The following is a 17,593-nucleotide window of genomic DNA, read 5'->3' as shown; positions in this document are numbered from 1 at the left end:
GCAAGACCAGCCCGGCGCGGGTTGGCTCAGGCGGGCACCGCCTCCGGCCGCTTCGCCTGCGCCCGGCGTGCCCGGCGGGGTGAGAGCCGTTTCAGAAGCTCGATCGCCGTGGCGAGCAGGCCCGCCTCACCCCCGCTTTCCTTGCGCAGGAGGATGCGCTCGTTTCGCTCCTCCAGCGGCGGTTCGACCGCCGGGGGAGCGGCACGGAAGGTCGCGGCGGCGGCGCTGGGGCCGACCTCGAGCTTGGCGATGCCCAGGCGGCGGCAGCGCACGCGCAGCCGCGCCAGGTGAAGGAGGTTCTCCGTGATCTCCGGCGGGGGGCCGAAGCGGTCGGCGATCTCCTCGGCGAATTCGGAAAGGGCGGTGGCGTCGCCGCGCCGCTGGAGCGCGGCGAGGCGGGCATGCAGTTCCACCCGCGCCGCTTCGTCCTCCACATACTCGCGCGGGATACCGGCGGGGACGGCAATGGCGAGGCTTGGCATCCAGTCCTCCTCCAGCGGCTCGCCGCGCGCGGCGTGCAGGGCGCGGTCCAGGATGTGCTGGTAGAGCTCGATGCCGATCAGCTTCATATGGCCGGCCTGCTCCTCGCCCAGCAGGTCGCCGGCGCCGCGCAGGTCCATGTCCCGGGCGCTGATGGCGAAGCCGGCGCCGATCCGGTCGAACGCCTCCAGCGCCTTCAGGCGCTTGAGGGTCAGCGGGCTCGGCGCTTCCTCAGGGTCCGTCATCAGGATGATGGTGCCGCGCAGGCGGCCCCGGCCGACGCGGCCACGGAGCTGGTGGAGCTGGCCCAGGCCGAAGCGGTCGGCCCGCCAGACGATCATCGTGTTGGCGCGGGGCACGTCCAGCCCGGTCTCCACGATGTTGGTGGAGAGGAGCACGTCCCCCTCCCCTTCCGCGAAGCGCACCAGGGCGGTGTCCACCTGGTCCGCCGGCATCTCCCCATGGGCCTCGATGATCTCCAGCTCCGGGAGAAGGCCGGCGATGCGCCCGCGCATGGCGGGAAGGTCCTCGATCCGGGAGCAGACGACGAAGCTCTGTCCGCCGCGCCGCTTCTCGCGCGCCAGGGCCTGCCGGAGCACGGCGTCGTCCAGCGGGATGTGGACCGTGCGGATGGGCTGGCGGCGGCCGGGTGGCGTGGCGATCACGCTGAGTTCCTCCAGCCCGACCAGTGCCGATTGCAGCGTGCGCGGGATGGGCGTGGCCGTCATCGCCATGACATGCGTGTTCTCGCCCAGGCGGCGGACCATGGTCTTCTGCCGCGTGCCGAAGCGCTGCTCCTCGTCGATGACGACCAAGCCGAGCTCCTGGAAGGAGACACCCTTGCCGGCCAGGGCCTGGGTGCCGATCACGATGCGGACGGAGCCATCCGCAAGGCCCGCCTTCACCGCCCTGGCATCGGCCGCGGAGGAGAGCCGCGAGAGTTGCTCGATGCGGATGGGCCTGCCATTCCACTTCATGCCCGCGAAGCGGCGGCGGAAAGTGGTGAGATGCTGGCGCACCAGCACCGTGGTGGGGGCGAGGATGGCGACCTGCTTTCCGGCCAGCGCCGCGACGGCGGCGGCGCGCAGGGCCACCTCGGTTTTGCCGAAGCCCACATCGCCGCAGACCAGGCGGTTCATCGGATGGCCCGATGCGAGATCGGCCAGCACGGCATCGATGGCCTCGGCCTGGTCCTCGGTCAGGGTGAAGGGGAAGCGGGCGCAGAAGCGGTCATAGGCGGCGCCACGGGCCTTCAGCACGGGGGCGCGGCGCTGCTCCTCCTCGCGCGTGCGGGCGACGAGGGCCTCGGCGGTTCCGGCGATCTGCGCTTCCACCTCGGCTCGGCGCCTGGCCCAGGCCTCGCCATCCAGGCGGTCCAGGGAGACGCCTTCGGCCTCGGCGCCGTAGCGCCAGATGCGGTCCATCTCGTCCAGGGGCACGAGCTGGGTGGCGCCGCCGGCATATTCCAGCTTGAGACAATCCAGGGTGACATCGCGGATGGTCACCGGCTCCACGCCACGAAGCGCGCCGAGCCCGTGGTCCAGGTGGATCACGGCATCGCCGGGCTGCAGGCCAGTGCCGGCGAGCCGCAGGATCCGCTCCCGTTCGGGGGTGGCGTGGCGGATGGCGGCCGGGCGGAGGTCATTGGGGGAGATGACCACAGCCCCCTCGGCCTCGAAGCCCGCCTCCAGCATGCCGTCCAGCAGGCCCAGCGTGCCGGGCGGCGCGGCACGGAGCGCCACCCACCCATCCACGCGCCCGGGCTCGACATCCAGGCGCTGGCGGATCAGGCGGAGCAGCGCCCTGGTGCGCTGGCGCGTGCGGCCGGCCAGGGCGACGCGCGTCCCTTCGGCCAGCCTGTCCTCCAGGAAGTTCAGGAAGGCCTCGTCCGGCTCCCGCTCGTCGCGGAAATGCGGGAGGAGGCCCGGCGGCTCCTCCGGCGACTCCGCCAGCCTCGTCACCTCCCGGCCCGTGAGGGCCGCCGCCCAGGCCGCGTCGTCCAGGTAGAGGCGGGCGGGCTCGGAGGCGCGCTGGACCGCCTCGTCCGGCGTGGTGAGCGCGAAGCGCGCGCGGAAGGCATCCGCGACATCCTCCTGGCGCTGGGCGCGCAAGCCCTCGGCCTCCGGATCCATGACCACGGGCAGGCCAGGGAGAAGGGCGAAGATATCCGTGAGGGCGGGGTAGAGTTCGGCGAGCCCGTGCTCGATCCCCTGGCCGTGCGCTTCGGTGGAGTCCTCGGACAGGACCAGCTCCGAAACGGGACCGAGGGTGACGGCTTCCGCCTCATCCAGGCTGCGTTGGGTGAGCGGGTCGTAATGCCGGATGGAGGTGATGCGTCCCTCCTCCGTCGCGATGCGGCAGGGCAGCAAGCCGTCGCCGGCCGGATGCACATCCAGCACGCCGCCATGCAGCGCCGCTTCGCCGGGCTCGTCCACCCGGTCGTCCAGCACGTAGCCGAGCTGCCGGAGGCGCCTTTCGACCATGGCTGGATCGGCGTGCTGGCCGGCTTGCAGGCGCAGCTCGGCATAGGCTTCGGGCGGGGGCAGGCGCTGGGTGGCGGCGTCGATGCCAGCGATCAGCAGGACAGGACCGCGCTCGCCCGGGGACAGCGCACGCAGGACGGCCATGCGCGTGCCCATGACGGCGCGCGAGGGGGAGGTGCGGTCATAGGGAAGGCAGTCCCAGGCGGGCAGGAGCAGCACGCGAAGACCAGGGGCAAGGCTGCGCGCGGCCTCTGCCAGGCGGGCTGCACGCGCCTCGCTGCGGGCAAGATGGATGGCCCCCTTCCCCGCCGCGGCCAGTTCCACCAACCCGGCGGCCAGCAGGCCCTCCGGTTCCGCCGCCAGGCCCACCATGCGCTCCCCCCGATCCGTCATGGGCTGCAAACGCTCTCAGGGCTGGTGCGGCGGCATGTCAGGGCCTGGGGGCTGGAATGTGGGCCGTGCTCGCTTCCGGTTCCGGCGCGCCCTTTGTGCCGGGGGGAGGAAGCAGGAAGAGGAAGGCGGCCCCGTCCCACAGGGTGAAGGGACTTGTCCCGTTCAGCGCCAGTTGCCACCCGCCATGCTCCGCCCAGCGGGCGGCATCGGCGCGGTCCTGGGCGAGGTCGCCGCGATAGGAGAGGTTGAGGATGGCGAAGGCCCCGTCCGGGCGCAGCCGTTGCGCCGCATCGGCCAGGTGCCGCTCCGCCACCTCAGCCCCAGCCTGGACCAGATACGGAAAGCTATCCACGGCCAGGATCAGGTCGAAACAACGTTCAGGCAGGGAGGAAAGGCCCGTGCCGGGCGTCGTCTCGAAGCGGAGCCGGGGGATGGACCCGTGGCGCCTCCGGGCCTCGGCGATCATGCCCGGGGAGACATCCAGGCCGAGCACGGAACGGCAGCGCGCAGCCAGGGCGGCGGAGACGCGGCCGATGCCGCAGCCCAGGTCCAGCACGTCCCGCTCCGGGCCGATGAGCCCCTCTCCCTCCAGCCAGGCGATGAGTTCCGCCGTGGCGGTCGCGAGGATGGCGGGATCCCCAAGGGAATAAGCCGCGACGCTGGCCTCGGGCGCGCGGGCCACGGCGCGGTCGAACAGGGCGGCGATGGCTGCGACGGCCTCGTCCGGCGGGGCGCCGGAGGTGGCATGGTCCACCCCGGCCTCCTGGATCATGGCGGAAAGGGCTTCCATCCCGCCCTCCCCTCCCGAGGCCAGGGCCTGCAGCCGGCTCCAGGCGGGGCCGGGGCTGCGCCGCGCCGCTACGGCCTGCGCCACCGCCGCCGGGCTGGCGCCGGACAGGAGAAGGCGGGCCAGCGCCACCTCGGGAGAGATGCGCCCCGCGAGGCAGAGGGCGATGGGGTCCTGCTCCGTCACGGCGGCAGGAGGCGGCGCCCGGTATTCATGCGGTCCACCCCGCCCCAGGCGTATTTGTAGGCCTCGCCACCGCGGAGGAAGTGGATCTCGCGCCGGCCCTCGGCAATGGCGGCCTCGATGCCGTGGCCGAGCAGGATGGTCCCTGGGCTTTCGAAGGCGCGGGCCTCGTCGAAGCCGCTGATGTAGAACAGCAGCCGGTCCGGGCCGGCCGCCAGGGCGTAATACACAGCCGCGACCTCGCCGGCGATGCGAAGCGTGAGAAGGCGCAGCGCACCGGCCTGCTGCAGTTGCGGCAGCGCGGCGCGATGGAAGGCGAGCACGCGGGGATCCGCCAGGACACCGCCCTCCCCCCGCCGCGTCCAGCGGGCCTGGTGCATGGCCACGAGTGCGTCCCAGGCCGGCATCACCTCATCCGACCCTGCGGTGGCCGCGGACCAGCCACCGGCCCGCTCCGCGCGGTGGCGGGACATGCGGAGCTTGCGCAGCGTGTTGGGGGGAACCGGCCCGCGTAGCGCCTCCGGGCTGGCGGGCAGCGTGAGGACGGGACAGGGCTCGCCCGTCCAGGCCTCCGCGCGCCAGCCCGGTGGCGCGGCGGCGTTGTGGAGCGCGGCGCCCTGCGGAAGGTCGGGGAGGTCGCAGCTCGCCACCCCATCCCGGGCGGCCGATCCGAGCGCCGTCTCCAGGAGGATCGAGGCGGCCCCGGCCGGGGCGGCAGGATCGATGAGCGCGTCCAAGTAGTCGGTGATGCCGACGCCCATGGGGAGGAGCTTCCGCCCCCCGCCTTCCTCCAGCATGTAAAGGGGCAGGAGGCCGACCAGGCCCGACGCGCCGTGCAGCGCGGCGACACGCGGCTGGCCCGTGCCGAAGGCGTCCCACCAGGGCAGAAGCCAGGCCGGGGACTGGAAGGGCGTGGTAACCCCTGGATGCCGGGCGGCCTTGCTCCAGAGAACCTCCCATTCGGGCCGGAGCGCCGCCAGCGCCGAGTCCGTCGTGATCAGCTCCGCCTTCATGGCGCGAGACGCCTGTAGAGGGCGATGTAGTCGGCCACCATGCGTTCCTGGGAGAAGCGCTCCCGCGCGACGGCGCGGATCAGCTCGGGCTCCAGCCCGGCGACGGCCGCCATCGCCTCCGCCATCTGCGCCGCGTCCAAAACGAGGAAGCCGGTGCGGCCATGCTCCACCACCTCCGGCAGGGCGCCGGAGCGGAAGGCGATGACGGGGGTGCCGCAGGCGGCGGCCTCCATGGCGACGAGGGAGCTGGTTTCCGGCGCCGTGCTGGGGATGAGAAGGCAGCGCGCCCCGGAGAGGAGCCGCCGCTTGCGCGTGAAGCCGAGTGGCCCGAGGAAGCGCCGGCAGGCATCCAGGCGCGGCGCTACCTCCTCGGTGAAGTAGCGCTCATGCGCCTCATAGGGGAACACCTCCCCCCCGAGCAGGAGGGCCATGCCGGCACGCCGCGCGGCGTCGAGCGCATGATGCTGCCCCTTCTCCGGGCAGATGCGGCCGAGCATGAGCGCAAAGCGCCGGCGCGCGTGGCGTGCCCGCGCCAGTTCGGCGACCGGCACGCCGTTGGGCACCGGCGGCAGGATGCTGCCGCCATGGCAGGGCATTGCCGCATCCTGGGAAGCCGACACCGTGTGCAGCCAGGTTCGCGGGCGCCGCGGCTGCAGCGCTTCCTTCGGATACCAAGCCGGCGGGAGATGCAGCGTGGCAAGCACCGGCGGGCCCGGCGGCGGGAGATAGGCGTGGAAGTCCAGGCCATGGAGGTGGACGAGGTCCACATGTTCGGTTCGCAGCACATTGGCGATGGCGTCCACGGTTTCGGCCTCGCCCCGCTTCAGCGCGTCGTCGCCGAGCGCGCCGGCCGGGCGGGGCACGGGACGCAGCCTGCCCGCCACGCTGGAGCCTTCCTGGGCCACCACGATGGAGCGGTGACCGGCGGCTTCCAGGGCGCGGTCCATCGTGGACAGGACCTGTTCCGCGCCACCCACGGAATCCGGCCCGACCGGCGCGAGCGGATAGGCGACGGAAAGGATGGTGAGCGCGCGGCCGCTCATACGGCCAGGCCTAGCGCCAGGGATGCCTCTGCCACGAGCGCCCGCCACCGCTGGCCCCCCATGCCCCAGCCATGCCGCTCATAGAGAAGCTGGCCCTCATGTGGCGGGGCGGTGAAGTCATGGGCCGGGGCCTGGCGGAAGAGTTCATTGTCCAAAGGGAACTGGCCCAGGACGCCGGCCTGCGTGGTGAACGCATCGATCATCGCTCGCTTCCGAGCGCGCTCGCCCTCTGTCAGTTGCAGAACAGTGTGCGGTGGGCCGGGCAGGAAGCGGCCGATGGCCCAGCCATCCGGCGCAGCATGATAGAACGGCATTTCCAGGATCGCGGGCGCCTCCCCACCCCCGCGCGCCAGCAGCGCCGCCGCCGCTTGCACGCAGAAGGCGGTGGCATCGTGATCCGGATGCCCGCCCTCATAGGCATGGGTGAGCACCCAGCGCGTGCCATGCCGTGCCAGATGGGCCGCCATGGCCCGGGCTATGGCAGGCATGTTCAATGAGGCGCCCTGGTCCGCCGCGCCCAGCCTGACTCGGCCCGGCGCGACACCGGCGACGCGCAGGGCGGCCTGCAGCTCCCGCTCACGCGCTTCGGCATAGTCCTCGGCGGTGGAGAAGCCGGCCGCCCGGGCGTCCTCCAGATTGCGCGGAGCGCCATCGGTGACCTGCAGGAGAAGAAGGTCACGGAAAAGCGGCATCACGCCGCCCGCGCCGAGCGTCTCGTCATCCGGGTGCGCGACGACGATGGCTACAGGATCTTCCAGCGGCTCGCGCCGCGCGAGACGCGTCAGCAGCGCCCCGGCACTCAGGCGGGCGCGCCCTTGCTCTCGTCCCATGGCGCGACGCCGCCGCCTTCCGCATCATCCGGACCGCGCGCGGGATAGACCGCGCCGTAGAAGGCCTGGGAGCGTTTCGCGCGCCGGCATAGGAACACCTCGGGCTCGGGCTCGGCCTCGATCGCGAAGCCCGCGGAGCGAAGCATGGCGGCGGAGCAGGCACGGTTCGGGGCCCACCAGTTGGTGAAATCGTCCGAATAGGCATGCTCGATGAAGTGCATCTTCGGAAAGCCGGGATCGTCGAAGATGGCCGTCTCGCTGAAGGGGTAATTGGGCTCCACCGGCGCAATCCGCTCGCTCCCGCGCTGGAGCGACTGGAAGAGCAGCATGTCATCCGCGACATGCTCGAAGATGAGGTCGAGCGCGAGCAGCGGGTGCCGGAGGTGATAGAGCACGCCCATGAAGACCACGAGATCAAAGCGCTCGCCGAGCCGCGCGACATCATAGACGGAAAGACGGCGGAACTCGATATCCAGCCCCTCCACCTCGGCGGCGAAGCGGGCCTGGGCGAGGTAGTCCTCATCGAAATCCACGCCGAGCACGCGGGCCGCGCCGCGCCGCTTCATCTCCATCGAGTAGAAGCCGCCATTGCAGCCGATATCGAGCACGCTCTTTCCCGTCAGGTCCTTGGGGATGACATGGGAGAAGTTGCGGAACTTGCTGGCGGGGTAATCGCCGAGAAAATGGCCCGGTGCCGTGCGCACGCCGCGCAGATCCAGGTTGTGGAACCAGGGGCCGAGTTCCGCGGCGCGCGCGGCAATTCGCTCCGGCGTCCAGATATCCGTCTCGCTCAAGCCTGTTCTCCCGCCGTGCCGCGCCTGCCATCCGGCAGGCCGAGCAGGTCGCCCGGTCCATCGAGAAGCCGGGAGGCATCGCGGTATCCGTTCAACGTTCCCGTATCCACATAGCTGCTTCCCGCGCGCAGGCCCCAGGCATCGTTCCCGCGCGCGATCCATGCATTGACGAGGGTGCCGATATACTCGTCCTCCCGCTCGCGCGCTTCCCACAACGCATGCAGGGCATGGAGCGTGGCGCCGGGCATTTTGAAGGCGCCCCAGATCCAGTTGGTCGCAGCGCCCGGACGCTTCACCAGGATCTCGCGCACGCGGCCCTCCGCATCCGTGTCCACCGCATCGAACAGCTCGGGCCGTTCCACGGGGAAGAGCAGGAAGCTCAGGCGGTCGTCGGGGAGATGGCGCAACGCATCGGCGGGGAACCAGACCGTGTCGGGCAGGCCCACCAGCACCTGATCCTCCGGCGCGATGAAGGGGACGGCGCGGAAGATGGCATCGCAGAGGCCCGCGGCGCGCTCCTGCACGGCATAGGCGATCTCGGCGCTGCCGTAGCTGGCGCCGTAATAGCGAAGGATATCCGATTTCAGCGGCGAGATGACGAAGAGGATCCGGTCCGCGCCGCCGAGCACCATGCGCTCCACCAGATGCTCGCTGACGGCGCGCGGGCGCTCGACGCCACTCTCATCGACGCGGCTGCCGACGGGCAGCAACTCCTTCGAGAAGGCGAGCGGCTGGATCCGCGTGCCCTGCCCCGCCGCGGGCACGACCCCCCAGACACGGCTCATTCTCCTGCCTCTGCGGCAGGAGAGAGTGCGGAGGAAACCGCCGGTTCGAGAGCGGCCACGAGCTCCCGCGCGCGGCGCTGCGCGGTGTGCTCGGCGAGGCAGCGCTCGCGACCACGCCGGGCGATCGCGGCCAGCTCCTCCGGCGAGCGGTCGATCGCGGCAAGGGCGTCCTCCGTCGAACGCGCGATCAGGATCTCGCGCCCAGGTTCGAAGAAAGCGTCAAGGCCTTCCCACCAGTCGGAGAGGATGGCGGCGCCGCACGCCGCGGCCTCGAACAACCGCCCGGAGGGGCACCAGCCCGAGCGCGCCATTGCCTCCCGCGTGACGTTCAGCGTCAGACGCGAGGAGCCATAGAAGGCGGGGTGTTCCGCCGGGGGCAGATGGCGCAGGAACCAGGTGTTCGGGGTCCAGGGAAAATCCTGTGGGTACTGCGCGCCGCCGATCACGAAGCGGTGCGCGGGCCGCCGCCGCGCGGGTTCGAGGAAGAGCTGCTCCAGAACCGCCTGCCTGTCGGCCGCATAGGTACCAAGATAGGAGAGCACCGACTCGAAGCGCGGCTCCGTCGGCGCGGGGCAGTGAATGGTTGGATCGGCGGAACCGTAGAGTGGCAGGACGCGGCGAGCGCCCAGCCTGTCGCGGAGGGCGTCCAGCGCGCCGCCGCCGGTGTAGGAGAGGACGAGGTCGAACTCTCCCAACCCCTCCGGGCCGATATAACCGACAGGTTCCCCGGCGGAGAGGCGCGCGAGGGTGACAGGCGTATCGAGGTCGTAGAAGCAGCGCAATGCGCGGCTGCCCAGCACCAGCGCCGTGGCCTCTGCCGCATCCGGGCAATAGGAGGTGACCATGCCGGCATCCGCTTCCGCCAGGGCGCGGCGCGCGCGAGGCAGGACCTCCGCCCAGTCGCGGTAGAGCACGAGTTCGCCGCCATCGGGCAGGCCGTGCAGATCGCGGTGTTCGGCATAGTACGGAACGTCGCGTTCGAAGAAGGTGACGCGGTGGCCATCCGCGGTCAACGCGCTGATCAGGGCCCGCCACAGCGCGGCATGGCCGTTTCCCCAGGATGAGGAGACCGCGAGCCCGAAGACGACGAGCCTCATGCAGCCCTCCTCACAGGTGGAAAGGACATGCTTCGAGTTCCGCAGCGGGTGTGGCAGGCCTGGCGGGCATCAGCTCCGTCCGGAAATTCAGAGACAATCCTGGGCAGATGCCGCGTGCCATCAAGGCATCAGGGCTTCACCATTGCGTAAGTTCCGCAGCATGGCACGCACTTCCAGAAGATCGGCGGCGATCACCAGCCCGGCCTGGCGCAACGCCGCGCTGGGCGGGACGACATCCGGCACCATGACCACCCGCATCCCCGCCTCGAGCGCGGCGGTGATGCCGGGCGGCGAATCCTCCACCGCAAGGCAGCGCGCGGGCTCCGCGCCCAGGCTGGTTGCCGCACGCAGGAAAACGGCGGGATCGGGTTTCCCGGCGGAAACGTCGTCGCGCGTGATCAGGACCGGAATGGAATGAAGGAGCCCGGCAGCCTTAAGGGCCACAAGAGCCGTGCGCCGGCTGGCCGAGGTAGCGACCGCACATGATAAGCGCTGCTCGGCAATTTCGGCCAGCAGCTCGTTCGCTCCGGGCTTGCTGCGCAGGGCGCCGGACAGCAGACGTGCCTTTCGTGCGCGGTAGTCGCGCAGGCATTCCTCCCAGGGGAAATCGGGACCGAGCGCGGCTCGGACCAGGGCCCCCCGCTCACGGCTGGAGATGCCCACCAGCGCGGCGTAGAAATCCTCGCCGGCCCGATGCCCGCAAGCCTCCACCGCTTCTTGGAGGGCGATGCGATAGGCCTCCTCCGTGTCGAGCAGGGTGCCGTCCATGTCGAGCACGACCGCCTCGGGCGCCAGTGGCGTGGGGGACATCGCCGGACGTTCCCTCACGATCGTGCCAGCACGCCGCACACGCTTCCCCTTGCCAGACCAGGCCGGGATGATGGGGAAGGCATCCAGTGCGGGCCAGGGCCGGACTGGCCCGCCCAAGGAATGTTGAACGATCCGGGCAGCTTCCGCCGGGCCCTCTCCTGCAAGCCTTGCCATGTTATGGGCGCGCCGCCACGGGGGAGATGGGCTTATGGACGAGGATGACGAGGGCGCGCCGCCGCGGCTTCCGCGCGGCAGGTTCTACATGACGCCGGAGGGCGAGGCCGCGCTGCGCGCGGAGTTGGAGGCAATGCGCACCGAGCGGCACAGGGTCGTGGAGATCGTCTCCTGGGCCGCCGGGAATGGCGATCGCAGCGAGAATGCCGACTACAAGGAAGGCAAGCGCCGGCTCCGTGAGATCGACCGCCGGCTCCGCTTCCTCAGCCAGCGCCTCGAGTCGGGCGAGGTGGTTGATCCCGCGGCACAAGCGCAGCGGGACCGGGTCTTCTTCGGTGCGACGGTCACCTACGTGAATGAGCGCGACGAGGAGAGGACCGTCACCATCGTCGGCGTGGACGAGGCGAATATGGCGGCAGGCAAGATCAGCATCGGCTCGCCAATGGCGTTGGCCATGCTGCGCGCGCGGGTTGGCGACGAGGTGGTGGTACGCACCCCGACGGGGCCGAGCAGCATCGAGATCTTGGAGATCCGATATCCGGGGCCGCGCGCCGAATGAGGAGACCGCATCATCAGGTGGTTGCCGAAGTGGCGATGAGAGACAGGGCACGATCCACCTGCACCGGATCTATTAACACGTCGCGATGCTTGCTCACTTTTCGGGAACTGACCGGAATGTAGCGGCAGCCTCGGCTGAGCGCACACAGGGCGAAATGTGGATGTGCCTCGCCGGCAGGGTAAATTTCGACCAGCGTCGCGCGGCCGTCATTGAACAGCGTATTGGCAAGGCCGGCACCGTGCAGCCCAATAACGGCGTCTGCTCGTGCGAAGAGGGCAGCTTGCTCGAAAAAATCCATCGTTTCCAGTTTAACATGGATGAATCCATGCCGCTCCAGCACCGGGTCGAGTTCCTCCTGATTCAGGACTCGGCGACGTTGTGCACCTTGGCGCGAAACGTAAATTCGACGAGGAAGATCATTTCCTTGCTTGCTGCCCTTTATAGCGGCGTGCCGACGTAGTGCCTCACCGCCAATCCGCGTAAAAGCCGCCTGAACCTCCTCATGGAAAATCAGGAGCCAGCGATCAGGCGTAACCGAGACAATGTTAGCTTCCTCCAACTCCCATCGCCCTTCGCCAAGGTGCCAATAGAAGTTGTCCTGCGTCAGGGGCATAATATCCGGCAGCCGGTAAAGCAATTCGCTGCGGATCGACGCCCCACCCAATGCTGCGTAGCTTGGAAGATCTGGCACAACGAAAGCAACGCCAGCCATATATGTATTCGCCAAAATAATGCGCGGCAGCCAGATCATCATAAAGTGCGCATAGTTTCTGGAAGCAGAGTCGTAGCAGACCACTGCCCGTTCCAAGTGACCAGCAAAGGGCTTCTCAAGATTGACGAACCATTCCTTACCCATGTTTCGCAGCATGTCATTGCCGGGCTGCACGCGCGGGCTGCCGCGCGTTTCACGCACGAAATACGGGACTTCGTTAACCATCATCCCCTCAATCCGCGGATAGTGCAGCAAGGAGGCATTTGGGAAGGTGCAGAGCGAAGCCGTTCCGAGAGGAAGCTCATTTGCCATGAACTCAGGGCGAGCATCAAAGAAGCCAGCCCGCGCAATCTCGTCAGGAAAGATAATTCTCGCACCTGGGTCTTTGAGTGGAACTGGCGCCCAGACCTCCTGCGCTTCAGCGATATCAGGCAACCTTGAGGCATAGACCCGGGGCGCAAAGGAATAGCGATGGCCACCATCCTCTATGACATTCGGAGCCGCAGGAAGGTCTTCTCGATCCGTGCTGGCCATCGTTGATCCGTAAAAGGAGAGAAGAACCGCTAATGCAGGAGAAAGCAGGAAAGGACAAGAACAATGCGGCAGACTTCGTGAAGGGAACAGAACGGAGGAGCGCTGTTTGCTCCCTTGTTTGCGCTTCGCATGTGCACTATTCTGCCCACACGAAGGCGTGAAATCACGCCTTCCCCTTTGGCCGGCGGTCACGTTGGCCAGTTCACGGAGGCCTAGTTTGGCCGCAGGTTGGACCGGTCGGCGTGCTCGAGCGAAGCGAGCACCAGTAGGCTCTCACCCCCAATCTATCCTCGAGCCGGAGAGGCCCCGGCCATCAGGTTCATGGCCGCCTCTTGACCGCACTGAGATTTGCCGGACCTTGAGCACAGAACTGGAGATCAGGTCTTGACTACCTCTCCCGCCCGGACAGGCGCTCTGGATAACGCACCAGCGGCACTAGGCCCTATCGTTGTGATGGCCTTCAATCGCCCAGACTACTTGCGTCAGACTTTGCTATCGATCCGCGGCCAAGAGCAGGTAGCGAATGGCCTGCGTGAAGTTCATCTGTTTCAGGACAACGGAGTAAACTTCGTTAGCTCCGAGCGGTATGCAACCGATGAAGAGATCGCCACTTCGGTTGCCGTGTTCCAAGAGATTTTCCCGAACGGCACAGTACATCTTTCCGAGAAGAACATCGGCGTCGCCCTCAACTTCGATCGGGCGGAGCGCTATGTTTTCATTGAACGCCGATTTCCCAGCGCCATGTTTTTCGAAGACGATATGGTCCTCGGCCCCCATTATATCGACACCTTGCAACGAATGCTAGACTATGCAGCCTCACCGGAGTCTTTCGGACGGGTCGGATACGTTGCAGCGTACGGGAATCACCGAGCTTCGCTGGTGACGCAGCGCGCCAAACAGAATACGATTGTAGAGATGGGCCATGCCTGGGGTTATGGCGTGACCCGCGAACATTGGCTTAAGGTGCGCGAGGTCATTGATCCTTACATTCAGATCGTTTCCGAATGCGATTATCGCAAGCGCCCCAAAGCCCGCATTGGCGGCGTTCACAAATCGCTTGGACTCGCCACACGCGCGCTCTCGCAGGACGCAATGAAGACGATTGCAACAGCTTGGCTGGGACGGGTGCGGCTGATGCCTTTCATTTGCCAAGCGAGCTACGTTGGAGCCTCCGGGTTAAATTTTACACCGGAGGCTTACTCAAAAAAGGGCTACGGGCAGGAGCAAATTTTTCCAGACCGTGTGTGCAGTTTCCACTGGCCGGATGAAGCGCGTCTGATCGTGATGAATGACGAAGAGCGACAAACCTATAAAGCGAATTGCGATGAGGCCTATGGGCATCGAAACATGCCGCCGCCGCCTGCGGGTTCGTTCTTCGCAAATGCCTACTGAGTTTCGTATTTGCACTGTTCGTCGCCTGCCGAAATTGTTCAGGCGGAATTGAGTATCTGCGGCTGGCGCCGCCACGGCTATCACCAGGAGGCAATTTGATGCATATCCGGAAGCGGGTTTTAGTGACTGGGGGCGCAGGCTTCCTTGGCTCGCATCTATGTGAATTTCTGTTGGCCAGGGGAGATCACGTGATTTGCCTGGACAACTACTTCACGGGAACGCGAGACAATATAGCGCACCTCCTTTCCAATCCGTATTTCGAGGTGATCCGCCACGACATCACCTTCCCAATCTATTTGGAGGTAGACCAGATCTACAACCTGGCCTGCCCAGCATCGCCGATCCACTACCAGAAGGATCCGGTGCAGACGACGAAGGTGAGCGTCCACGGCGCCATCAACGTGCTGGGCCTAGCCAAGCGGCTGCGTGTGCCAGTGTTCCAGGCCTCGACAAGCGAGGTCTACGGGGATCCGGCAGTGCATCCCCAGCCAGAGGAATACTGGGGCAATGTGAACCCTATCGGCATCCGCTCCTGCTACGATGAGGGGAAGCGCTGCGCCGAGACCCTGTTCTTCGACTATCATCGGCAGCATGGGCTGGAGATCAAGGTCGCACGAATTTTCAACACCTATGGGCCGCGCATGCACCCGAACGATGGGCGCGTGGTGTCAAACTTCATTGTCCAGGCATTGCGGGGCGAGCCGATCACCATCTATGGCGAAGGCACGCAGACGCGATCCTTCTGCTTTGTTTCCGACCTGATCGACGGCTTCGTCCGCCTGATGGGGTCCCCCACCTCGGTGACGGGCCCCATCAATCTCGGCAATCCGGAGGAGTTCAGCATCCGCGAACTGGCGGAGATCGTGCTGGCTGAGGTGGGAGGGCGCAGCCGGTTGGTATTCCATCCGCTCCCAAGCGATGATCCCCGCCAGCGTCGGCCGGAAATTAGCAAAGCGAGGGAGTTGCTCGGCTGGCAGCCCAAAGTCCAGCTGCTGGACGGACTTCGTGCCACGATTGCGCATTTCGACAAGGAACTGCGCCGCACGGGTTCGCTGCAAGCAGCGGAGTGAGGGCTGCCAGCAGCGCATCCCGGCTGGCGACGATCGGACGCTTGCCGCCGGGATGCGGTGGTTCAATCGGGCAGGGTTGCCTAGCGGTGAGGTGACCTGGCGAAAGTGGTCCATCTGAGGTGTTAATTTTTCGGCGGATTTCCCAGGATGGACGGGGAGATTGGCCATGAAGAAGAAGCGCTTTTCAGTCGAGCAGCTCGTGTCGGTGCTGAAGCAGGCGGGACTCGGTCTGCCGGTGGCGGATTTGGTTCGGCAGTTCGGCATCTCCGAGCAGACCTTCTACCGATGGAAGAAGCAGTATGCGGGTCTGCAGTCGGAGCAGATTCGGGAGTTCAGACAGGTTGCAGATGAGACTGCCCGGCTGAAGAGGCTGGTGGCGGAGCTCGGTCTGGAAGAGGCCGTGCTGCAGGATGTGTTGTCAAGAAATACCCCAGCCTGCGGTCATGAAGAAGGGGGTCGCCTATGTGGCGGCGAGTCACGGCCTCAGCGAACGGCGGGCCTGTGCCCTGACAGGCCAGCACCGCCCGACGCAGCGCAAGCCGAGCACGCGGGATCCCCGCCTCGAGATCCTCCAGCGCATGCACGAGATCGCCCGGGTGAGGATCCGAGACGGCTACCGGCGGCTCCACGTGATGCTGCGGTGTGACGGCTGGGCGGTGGGCAAGAGCTTGGGGTGGCGGCTGTACCGGGAGGAAGGCCTGGCGCTGCGCAGCAGGCAGCCCCGGCGCCGCAAACCTGTTCGCAGCCAACGGCGCGGAGTTCACCGGGCACCTCGTCGATCTCTGGGTCTACCACCATGGCACGCGGATCGACTGCTCACGGCCTGGCAAACCGACGGACAACGCCTTCACCGAGACCTTCAACGCCCGGCTCCGGGCCGAGTGCCAGAACCTGCACTGGTTCGAGACGCTGACCGAAGCCCGGCGGGAGATCGAGGCTTGGCACCGCAACGACAATCAGAACCGTCCTTACAGGGCCCTTGGCCAGAGAACGCCGCAGGAATACCGTTCTCTGGCAAGCCCTTCAGGGGTGTCGGAGGGCTCCGTAGCCGTCGAAGGCTAACGCTGGACCTGCACCACCAAACCAAAGCGCCTCATAGCCCCCCCCTCGGGGGGGCTGGTCACTTATCGCGGGCGTCGCCGGGTTGAGTTCGATCCACCTCCTACGCGGCGACGCCAGTGGATGCCCTCCATTCCTGTGCGACCTCATCAAAGACGGCCAGGAACTCATCGAGTTCCAACTCCCAGCTCTCATTATCCGAAGCGGCAGGCTCGGTACCTCGGGCCGGGAAGCAGCGATACCCGTGCCCTAGCACTCCAGCCATACGGTAATAGAGAACTTGATAGCGAGCAGGTGGGAAAATCTCCAGGATACGCGATCCGGCGGAAGCAAAACCCATGTTAGTGAGCCCCGCGCCGTGGGCGCCTACAATCAAGCGTCGCCCGGCGAAAGCCGCGACCTGATCGGCGTAATCTCTGCCGCGGGCGAGAAAGATTTCCACTCCTCGTTCACGCAGCCTCTCGATCAAGTCCTGCTCATTAGACATGGGTCGCGCGGTGGTGTCCTGACGCGAAACGTAGAGGATCTTCGGACGGGTCTGTTGATCCGTGTCCCGCCCGGCCATCACCGCTGACCGGATCGCCCCGAAGGTCTCTCCGAAGAAGGGATCTATTACACGAGTTCGCGTCAGAAGCATGGTGGGAACATACAGGCGCCGGACGAGGGCCATGCGCTTGCCCAGTGCGAAATGCTGGTCCGCCGGGATGCCAGCAAGACGAGCTGCCTCAGATCGCCATCCCGTCAGGCCTTGCATCACGATCGGGCAGACGGAAAGGTCTGCCTCGGCCTGCAGACGCCCAAGCAGGACCAGCGCTGCGAGGAACTCGGCGTGAAAGTGATAGTAATTAGCCCTATTGAGGTCACCATCAATCATGCACCCGATGGCAGCCTCGGCCAAATCTACCACCGGAGCGGAATCAAGTTCTGCCCTGGCGCGTTCCAGGTGTAAGGCTAAGTCGTCAGAGTTGGGCATCTCACCAAAGCGCACGCGACGCGTGCCAATGCACTCGCCCACGACGCCACTTGCAGTCAGGATGATGCCCCGATCCCCCAGTACTAGGCAGTTGTGCAATACGGCAACGGACAGGTCGCCCACGGGAGCGCTCCCGGTGGCGAACTGCTTCGGCAGTCCCGCTTGGCCGCGAAGGCGCGCCACATCGGCCTCGCCGAGCTTTGGAATGCTGAGCACCTGCGGGGACCGCATCACGACGAGCACATCCTTCGGATGGCTCCTGGCCGGAAGCCATTCCTGCAACGTCATCCGCGGCAAGCTGGCCAGACTCCAAGCTCCCCGGCCAGCAATCTCATTGACATCAAGTAGCAGGGCGATTTCTCCGAATTTTGTTGCGAAGTAAGTCTAGCAAAGGTTCTTGGTGGAACGCGACGTTAGCGGGG

At 67.0% G+C, this 17,593-nt stretch carries 14 protein-coding genes and 1 pseudogene; 4 read left to right on the top strand and 11 right to left on the bottom strand.

Annotation, left to right across the window (positions count from 1 at the left end):
• Positions 1–26 precede the first annotated feature (26 nt).
• From J8J14_RS02415 to J8J14_RS02375, 9 genes are all read right to left on the bottom strand, one after another.
• The gene (locus tag J8J14_RS02415; protein ID WP_209377849.1) at positions 27–3,356 is read right to left on the bottom strand and encodes a DEAD/DEAH box helicase; all 3,330 of its coding nucleotides are present in this window, start codon (positions 3,354–3,356) and stop codon (positions 27–29) included.
• A 37-nt stretch (positions 3,357–3,393) separates the two neighbouring features.
• A complete protein-coding gene (locus J8J14_RS02410; protein WP_209377848.1) occupies positions 3,394–4,329 on the bottom strand; it encodes a class I SAM-dependent DNA methyltransferase in 936 nt (311 codons plus the stop codon).
• Complete coding sequence (locus J8J14_RS02405; RefSeq protein WP_209377847.1) at positions 4,326–5,339, bottom strand: GNAT family N-acetyltransferase; 1,014 nt, start codon at positions 5,337–5,339, stop codon at positions 4,326–4,328. The genes J8J14_RS02410 and J8J14_RS02405 overlap by 4 nt, the downstream gene beginning before the upstream one ends.
• Positions 5,336–6,382: a glycosyltransferase gene (locus J8J14_RS02400; RefSeq protein ID WP_209377846.1), complete on the bottom strand. Its 1,047-nt coding sequence runs from the start codon at positions 6,380–6,382 to the stop codon at positions 5,336–5,338. Before J8J14_RS02400 ends, J8J14_RS02405 begins: the two co-directional genes overlap by 4 nt.
• Positions 6,379–7,212, bottom strand: coding sequence for a PIG-L deacetylase family protein (locus tag J8J14_RS02395; RefSeq protein ID WP_209377845.1), 834 nt, complete (start codon positions 7,210–7,212; stop codon positions 6,379–6,381). Before J8J14_RS02395 ends, J8J14_RS02400 begins: the two co-directional genes overlap by 4 nt.
• Positions 7,182–8,006 carry a TIGR04290 family methyltransferase gene (locus J8J14_RS02390; RefSeq protein ID WP_209378091.1) on the bottom strand — a complete coding sequence of 275 codons (825 nt, stop codon included), beginning with the start codon at positions 8,004–8,006 and terminating at the stop codon, positions 7,182–7,184. The genes J8J14_RS02395 and J8J14_RS02390 overlap by 31 nt, the downstream gene beginning before the upstream one ends.
• Entirely contained in the window at positions 8,003–8,791 is a 789-nt protein-coding gene (locus J8J14_RS02385) for a sugar phosphate nucleotidyltransferase (RefSeq protein WP_209377844.1), read from the bottom strand. Before J8J14_RS02385 ends, J8J14_RS02390 begins: the two co-directional genes overlap by 4 nt.
• Complete coding sequence (locus J8J14_RS02380; protein WP_209377843.1) at positions 8,788–9,888, bottom strand: CgeB family protein; 1,101 nt, start codon at positions 9,886–9,888, stop codon at positions 8,788–8,790. Before J8J14_RS02380 ends, J8J14_RS02385 begins: the two co-directional genes overlap by 4 nt.
• 120 nt (positions 9,889–10,008) lie before the next feature.
• On the bottom strand, positions 10,009–10,698 hold the full coding sequence (locus J8J14_RS02375) for an HAD family hydrolase (protein WP_280842828.1): 690 nt from the start codon (positions 10,696–10,698) through the stop codon (positions 10,009–10,011).
• Between the two features lie 208 nt (positions 10,699–10,906).
• Between J8J14_RS02375 and greB the strand changes: the two genes are divergently transcribed.
• Complete coding sequence (gene greB, locus J8J14_RS02370) at positions 10,907–11,431, top strand: transcription elongation factor GreB (protein ID WP_209377841.1); 525 nt, start codon at positions 10,907–10,909, stop codon at positions 11,429–11,431.
• Between the two features lie 13 nt (positions 11,432–11,444).
• Here greB and J8J14_RS02365 read toward each other — a convergent pair whose 3' ends face one another.
• Complete coding sequence (locus tag J8J14_RS02365) at positions 11,445–12,677, bottom strand: glycosyltransferase family 61 protein (protein ID WP_209377840.1); 1,233 nt, start codon at positions 12,675–12,677, stop codon at positions 11,445–11,447.
• Positions 12,678–13,127: 450 nt separating this feature from the next.
• Here J8J14_RS02365 and J8J14_RS02360 point away from each other — a divergent pair, with 450 nt between their 5' ends.
• The 3 genes and pseudogenes from J8J14_RS02360 (at position 13,128) to J8J14_RS02350 (ending at position 16,201) form a co-directional block, all read left to right on the top strand.
• Positions 13,128–14,069, top strand: coding sequence for a glycosyltransferase family protein (locus J8J14_RS02360; RefSeq protein ID WP_209377839.1), 942 nt, complete (start codon positions 13,128–13,130; stop codon positions 14,067–14,069).
• Between the two features lie 98 nt (positions 14,070–14,167).
• A complete protein-coding gene (locus tag J8J14_RS02355) occupies positions 14,168–15,139 on the top strand; it encodes a UDP-glucuronic acid decarboxylase family protein (protein ID WP_209377838.1) in 972 nt (323 codons plus the stop codon).
• A 166-nt stretch (positions 15,140–15,305) separates the two neighbouring features.
• Positions 15,306–16,201, top strand: a pseudogene (locus J8J14_RS02350) (integrase core domain-containing protein).
• A 100-nt stretch (positions 16,202–16,301) separates the two neighbouring features.
• Here the strand turns inward: J8J14_RS02350 and J8J14_RS02345 are convergent.
• A complete protein-coding gene (locus J8J14_RS02345) occupies positions 16,302–17,459 on the bottom strand; it encodes a glycosyltransferase family 61 protein (protein WP_209377837.1) in 1,158 nt (385 codons plus the stop codon).
• Positions 17,460–17,593 lie beyond the last annotated feature (134 nt).

Origin of the sequence: Pararoseomonas baculiformis (assembly GCF_017813395.1) — a bacterium.
GTDB lineage: Bacteria > Pseudomonadota > Alphaproteobacteria > Acetobacterales > Acetobacteraceae > Roseomonas > Roseomonas baculiformis.
The sequence above is the reverse complement of the archived record's forward strand: the minus strand, read 5'-3'. Positions and strand labels throughout refer to the sequence as shown.

Excerpts from the sequence above, each read along its gene's own strand:
- J8J14_RS02415 (WP_209377849.1), bottom strand. The coding sequence starts at position 3,356 with ATGACGGATCGGGGGGAGCGCATGGTGGGCCTGGCGGCGGAACCGGAG.
- J8J14_RS02405 (WP_209377847.1), bottom strand. The coding sequence starts at position 5,339 with ATGAAGGCGGAGCTGATCACGACGGACTCGGCGCTGGCGGCGCTCCGG.
- J8J14_RS02400 (WP_209377846.1), bottom strand. The coding sequence starts at position 6,382 with ATGAGCGGCCGCGCGCTCACCATCCTTTCCGTCGCCTATCCGCTCGCG.
- J8J14_RS02395 (WP_209377845.1), bottom strand. The coding sequence starts at position 7,212 with ATGGGACGAGAGCAAGGGCGCGCCCGCCTGAGTGCCGGGGCGCTGCTG.
- J8J14_RS02385 (WP_209377844.1), bottom strand. The coding sequence starts at position 8,791 with ATGAGCCGTGTCTGGGGGGTCGTGCCCGCGGCGGGGCAGGGCACGCGG.
- J8J14_RS02380 (WP_209377843.1), bottom strand. The coding sequence starts at position 9,888 with ATGAGGCTCGTCGTCTTCGGGCTCGCGGTCTCCTCATCCTGGGGAAAC.
- J8J14_RS02375 (WP_280842828.1), bottom strand. The coding sequence starts at position 10,698 with ATGTCCCCCACGCCACTGGCGCCCGAGGCGGTCGTGCTCGACATGGAC.
- greB (WP_209377841.1), top strand. The coding sequence starts at position 10,907 with ATGGACGAGGATGACGAGGGCGCGCCGCCGCGGCTTCCGCGCGGCAGG.
- J8J14_RS02365 (WP_209377840.1), bottom strand. The coding sequence starts at position 12,677 with ATGGCCAGCACGGATCGAGAAGACCTTCCTGCGGCTCCGAATGTCATA.
- J8J14_RS02355 (WP_209377838.1), top strand. The coding sequence starts at position 14,168 with ATGCATATCCGGAAGCGGGTTTTAGTGACTGGGGGCGCAGGCTTCCTT.
- J8J14_RS02345 (WP_209377837.1), bottom strand. The coding sequence starts at position 17,459 with ATGACGTTGCAGGAATGGCTTCCGGCCAGGAGCCATCCGAAGGATGTG.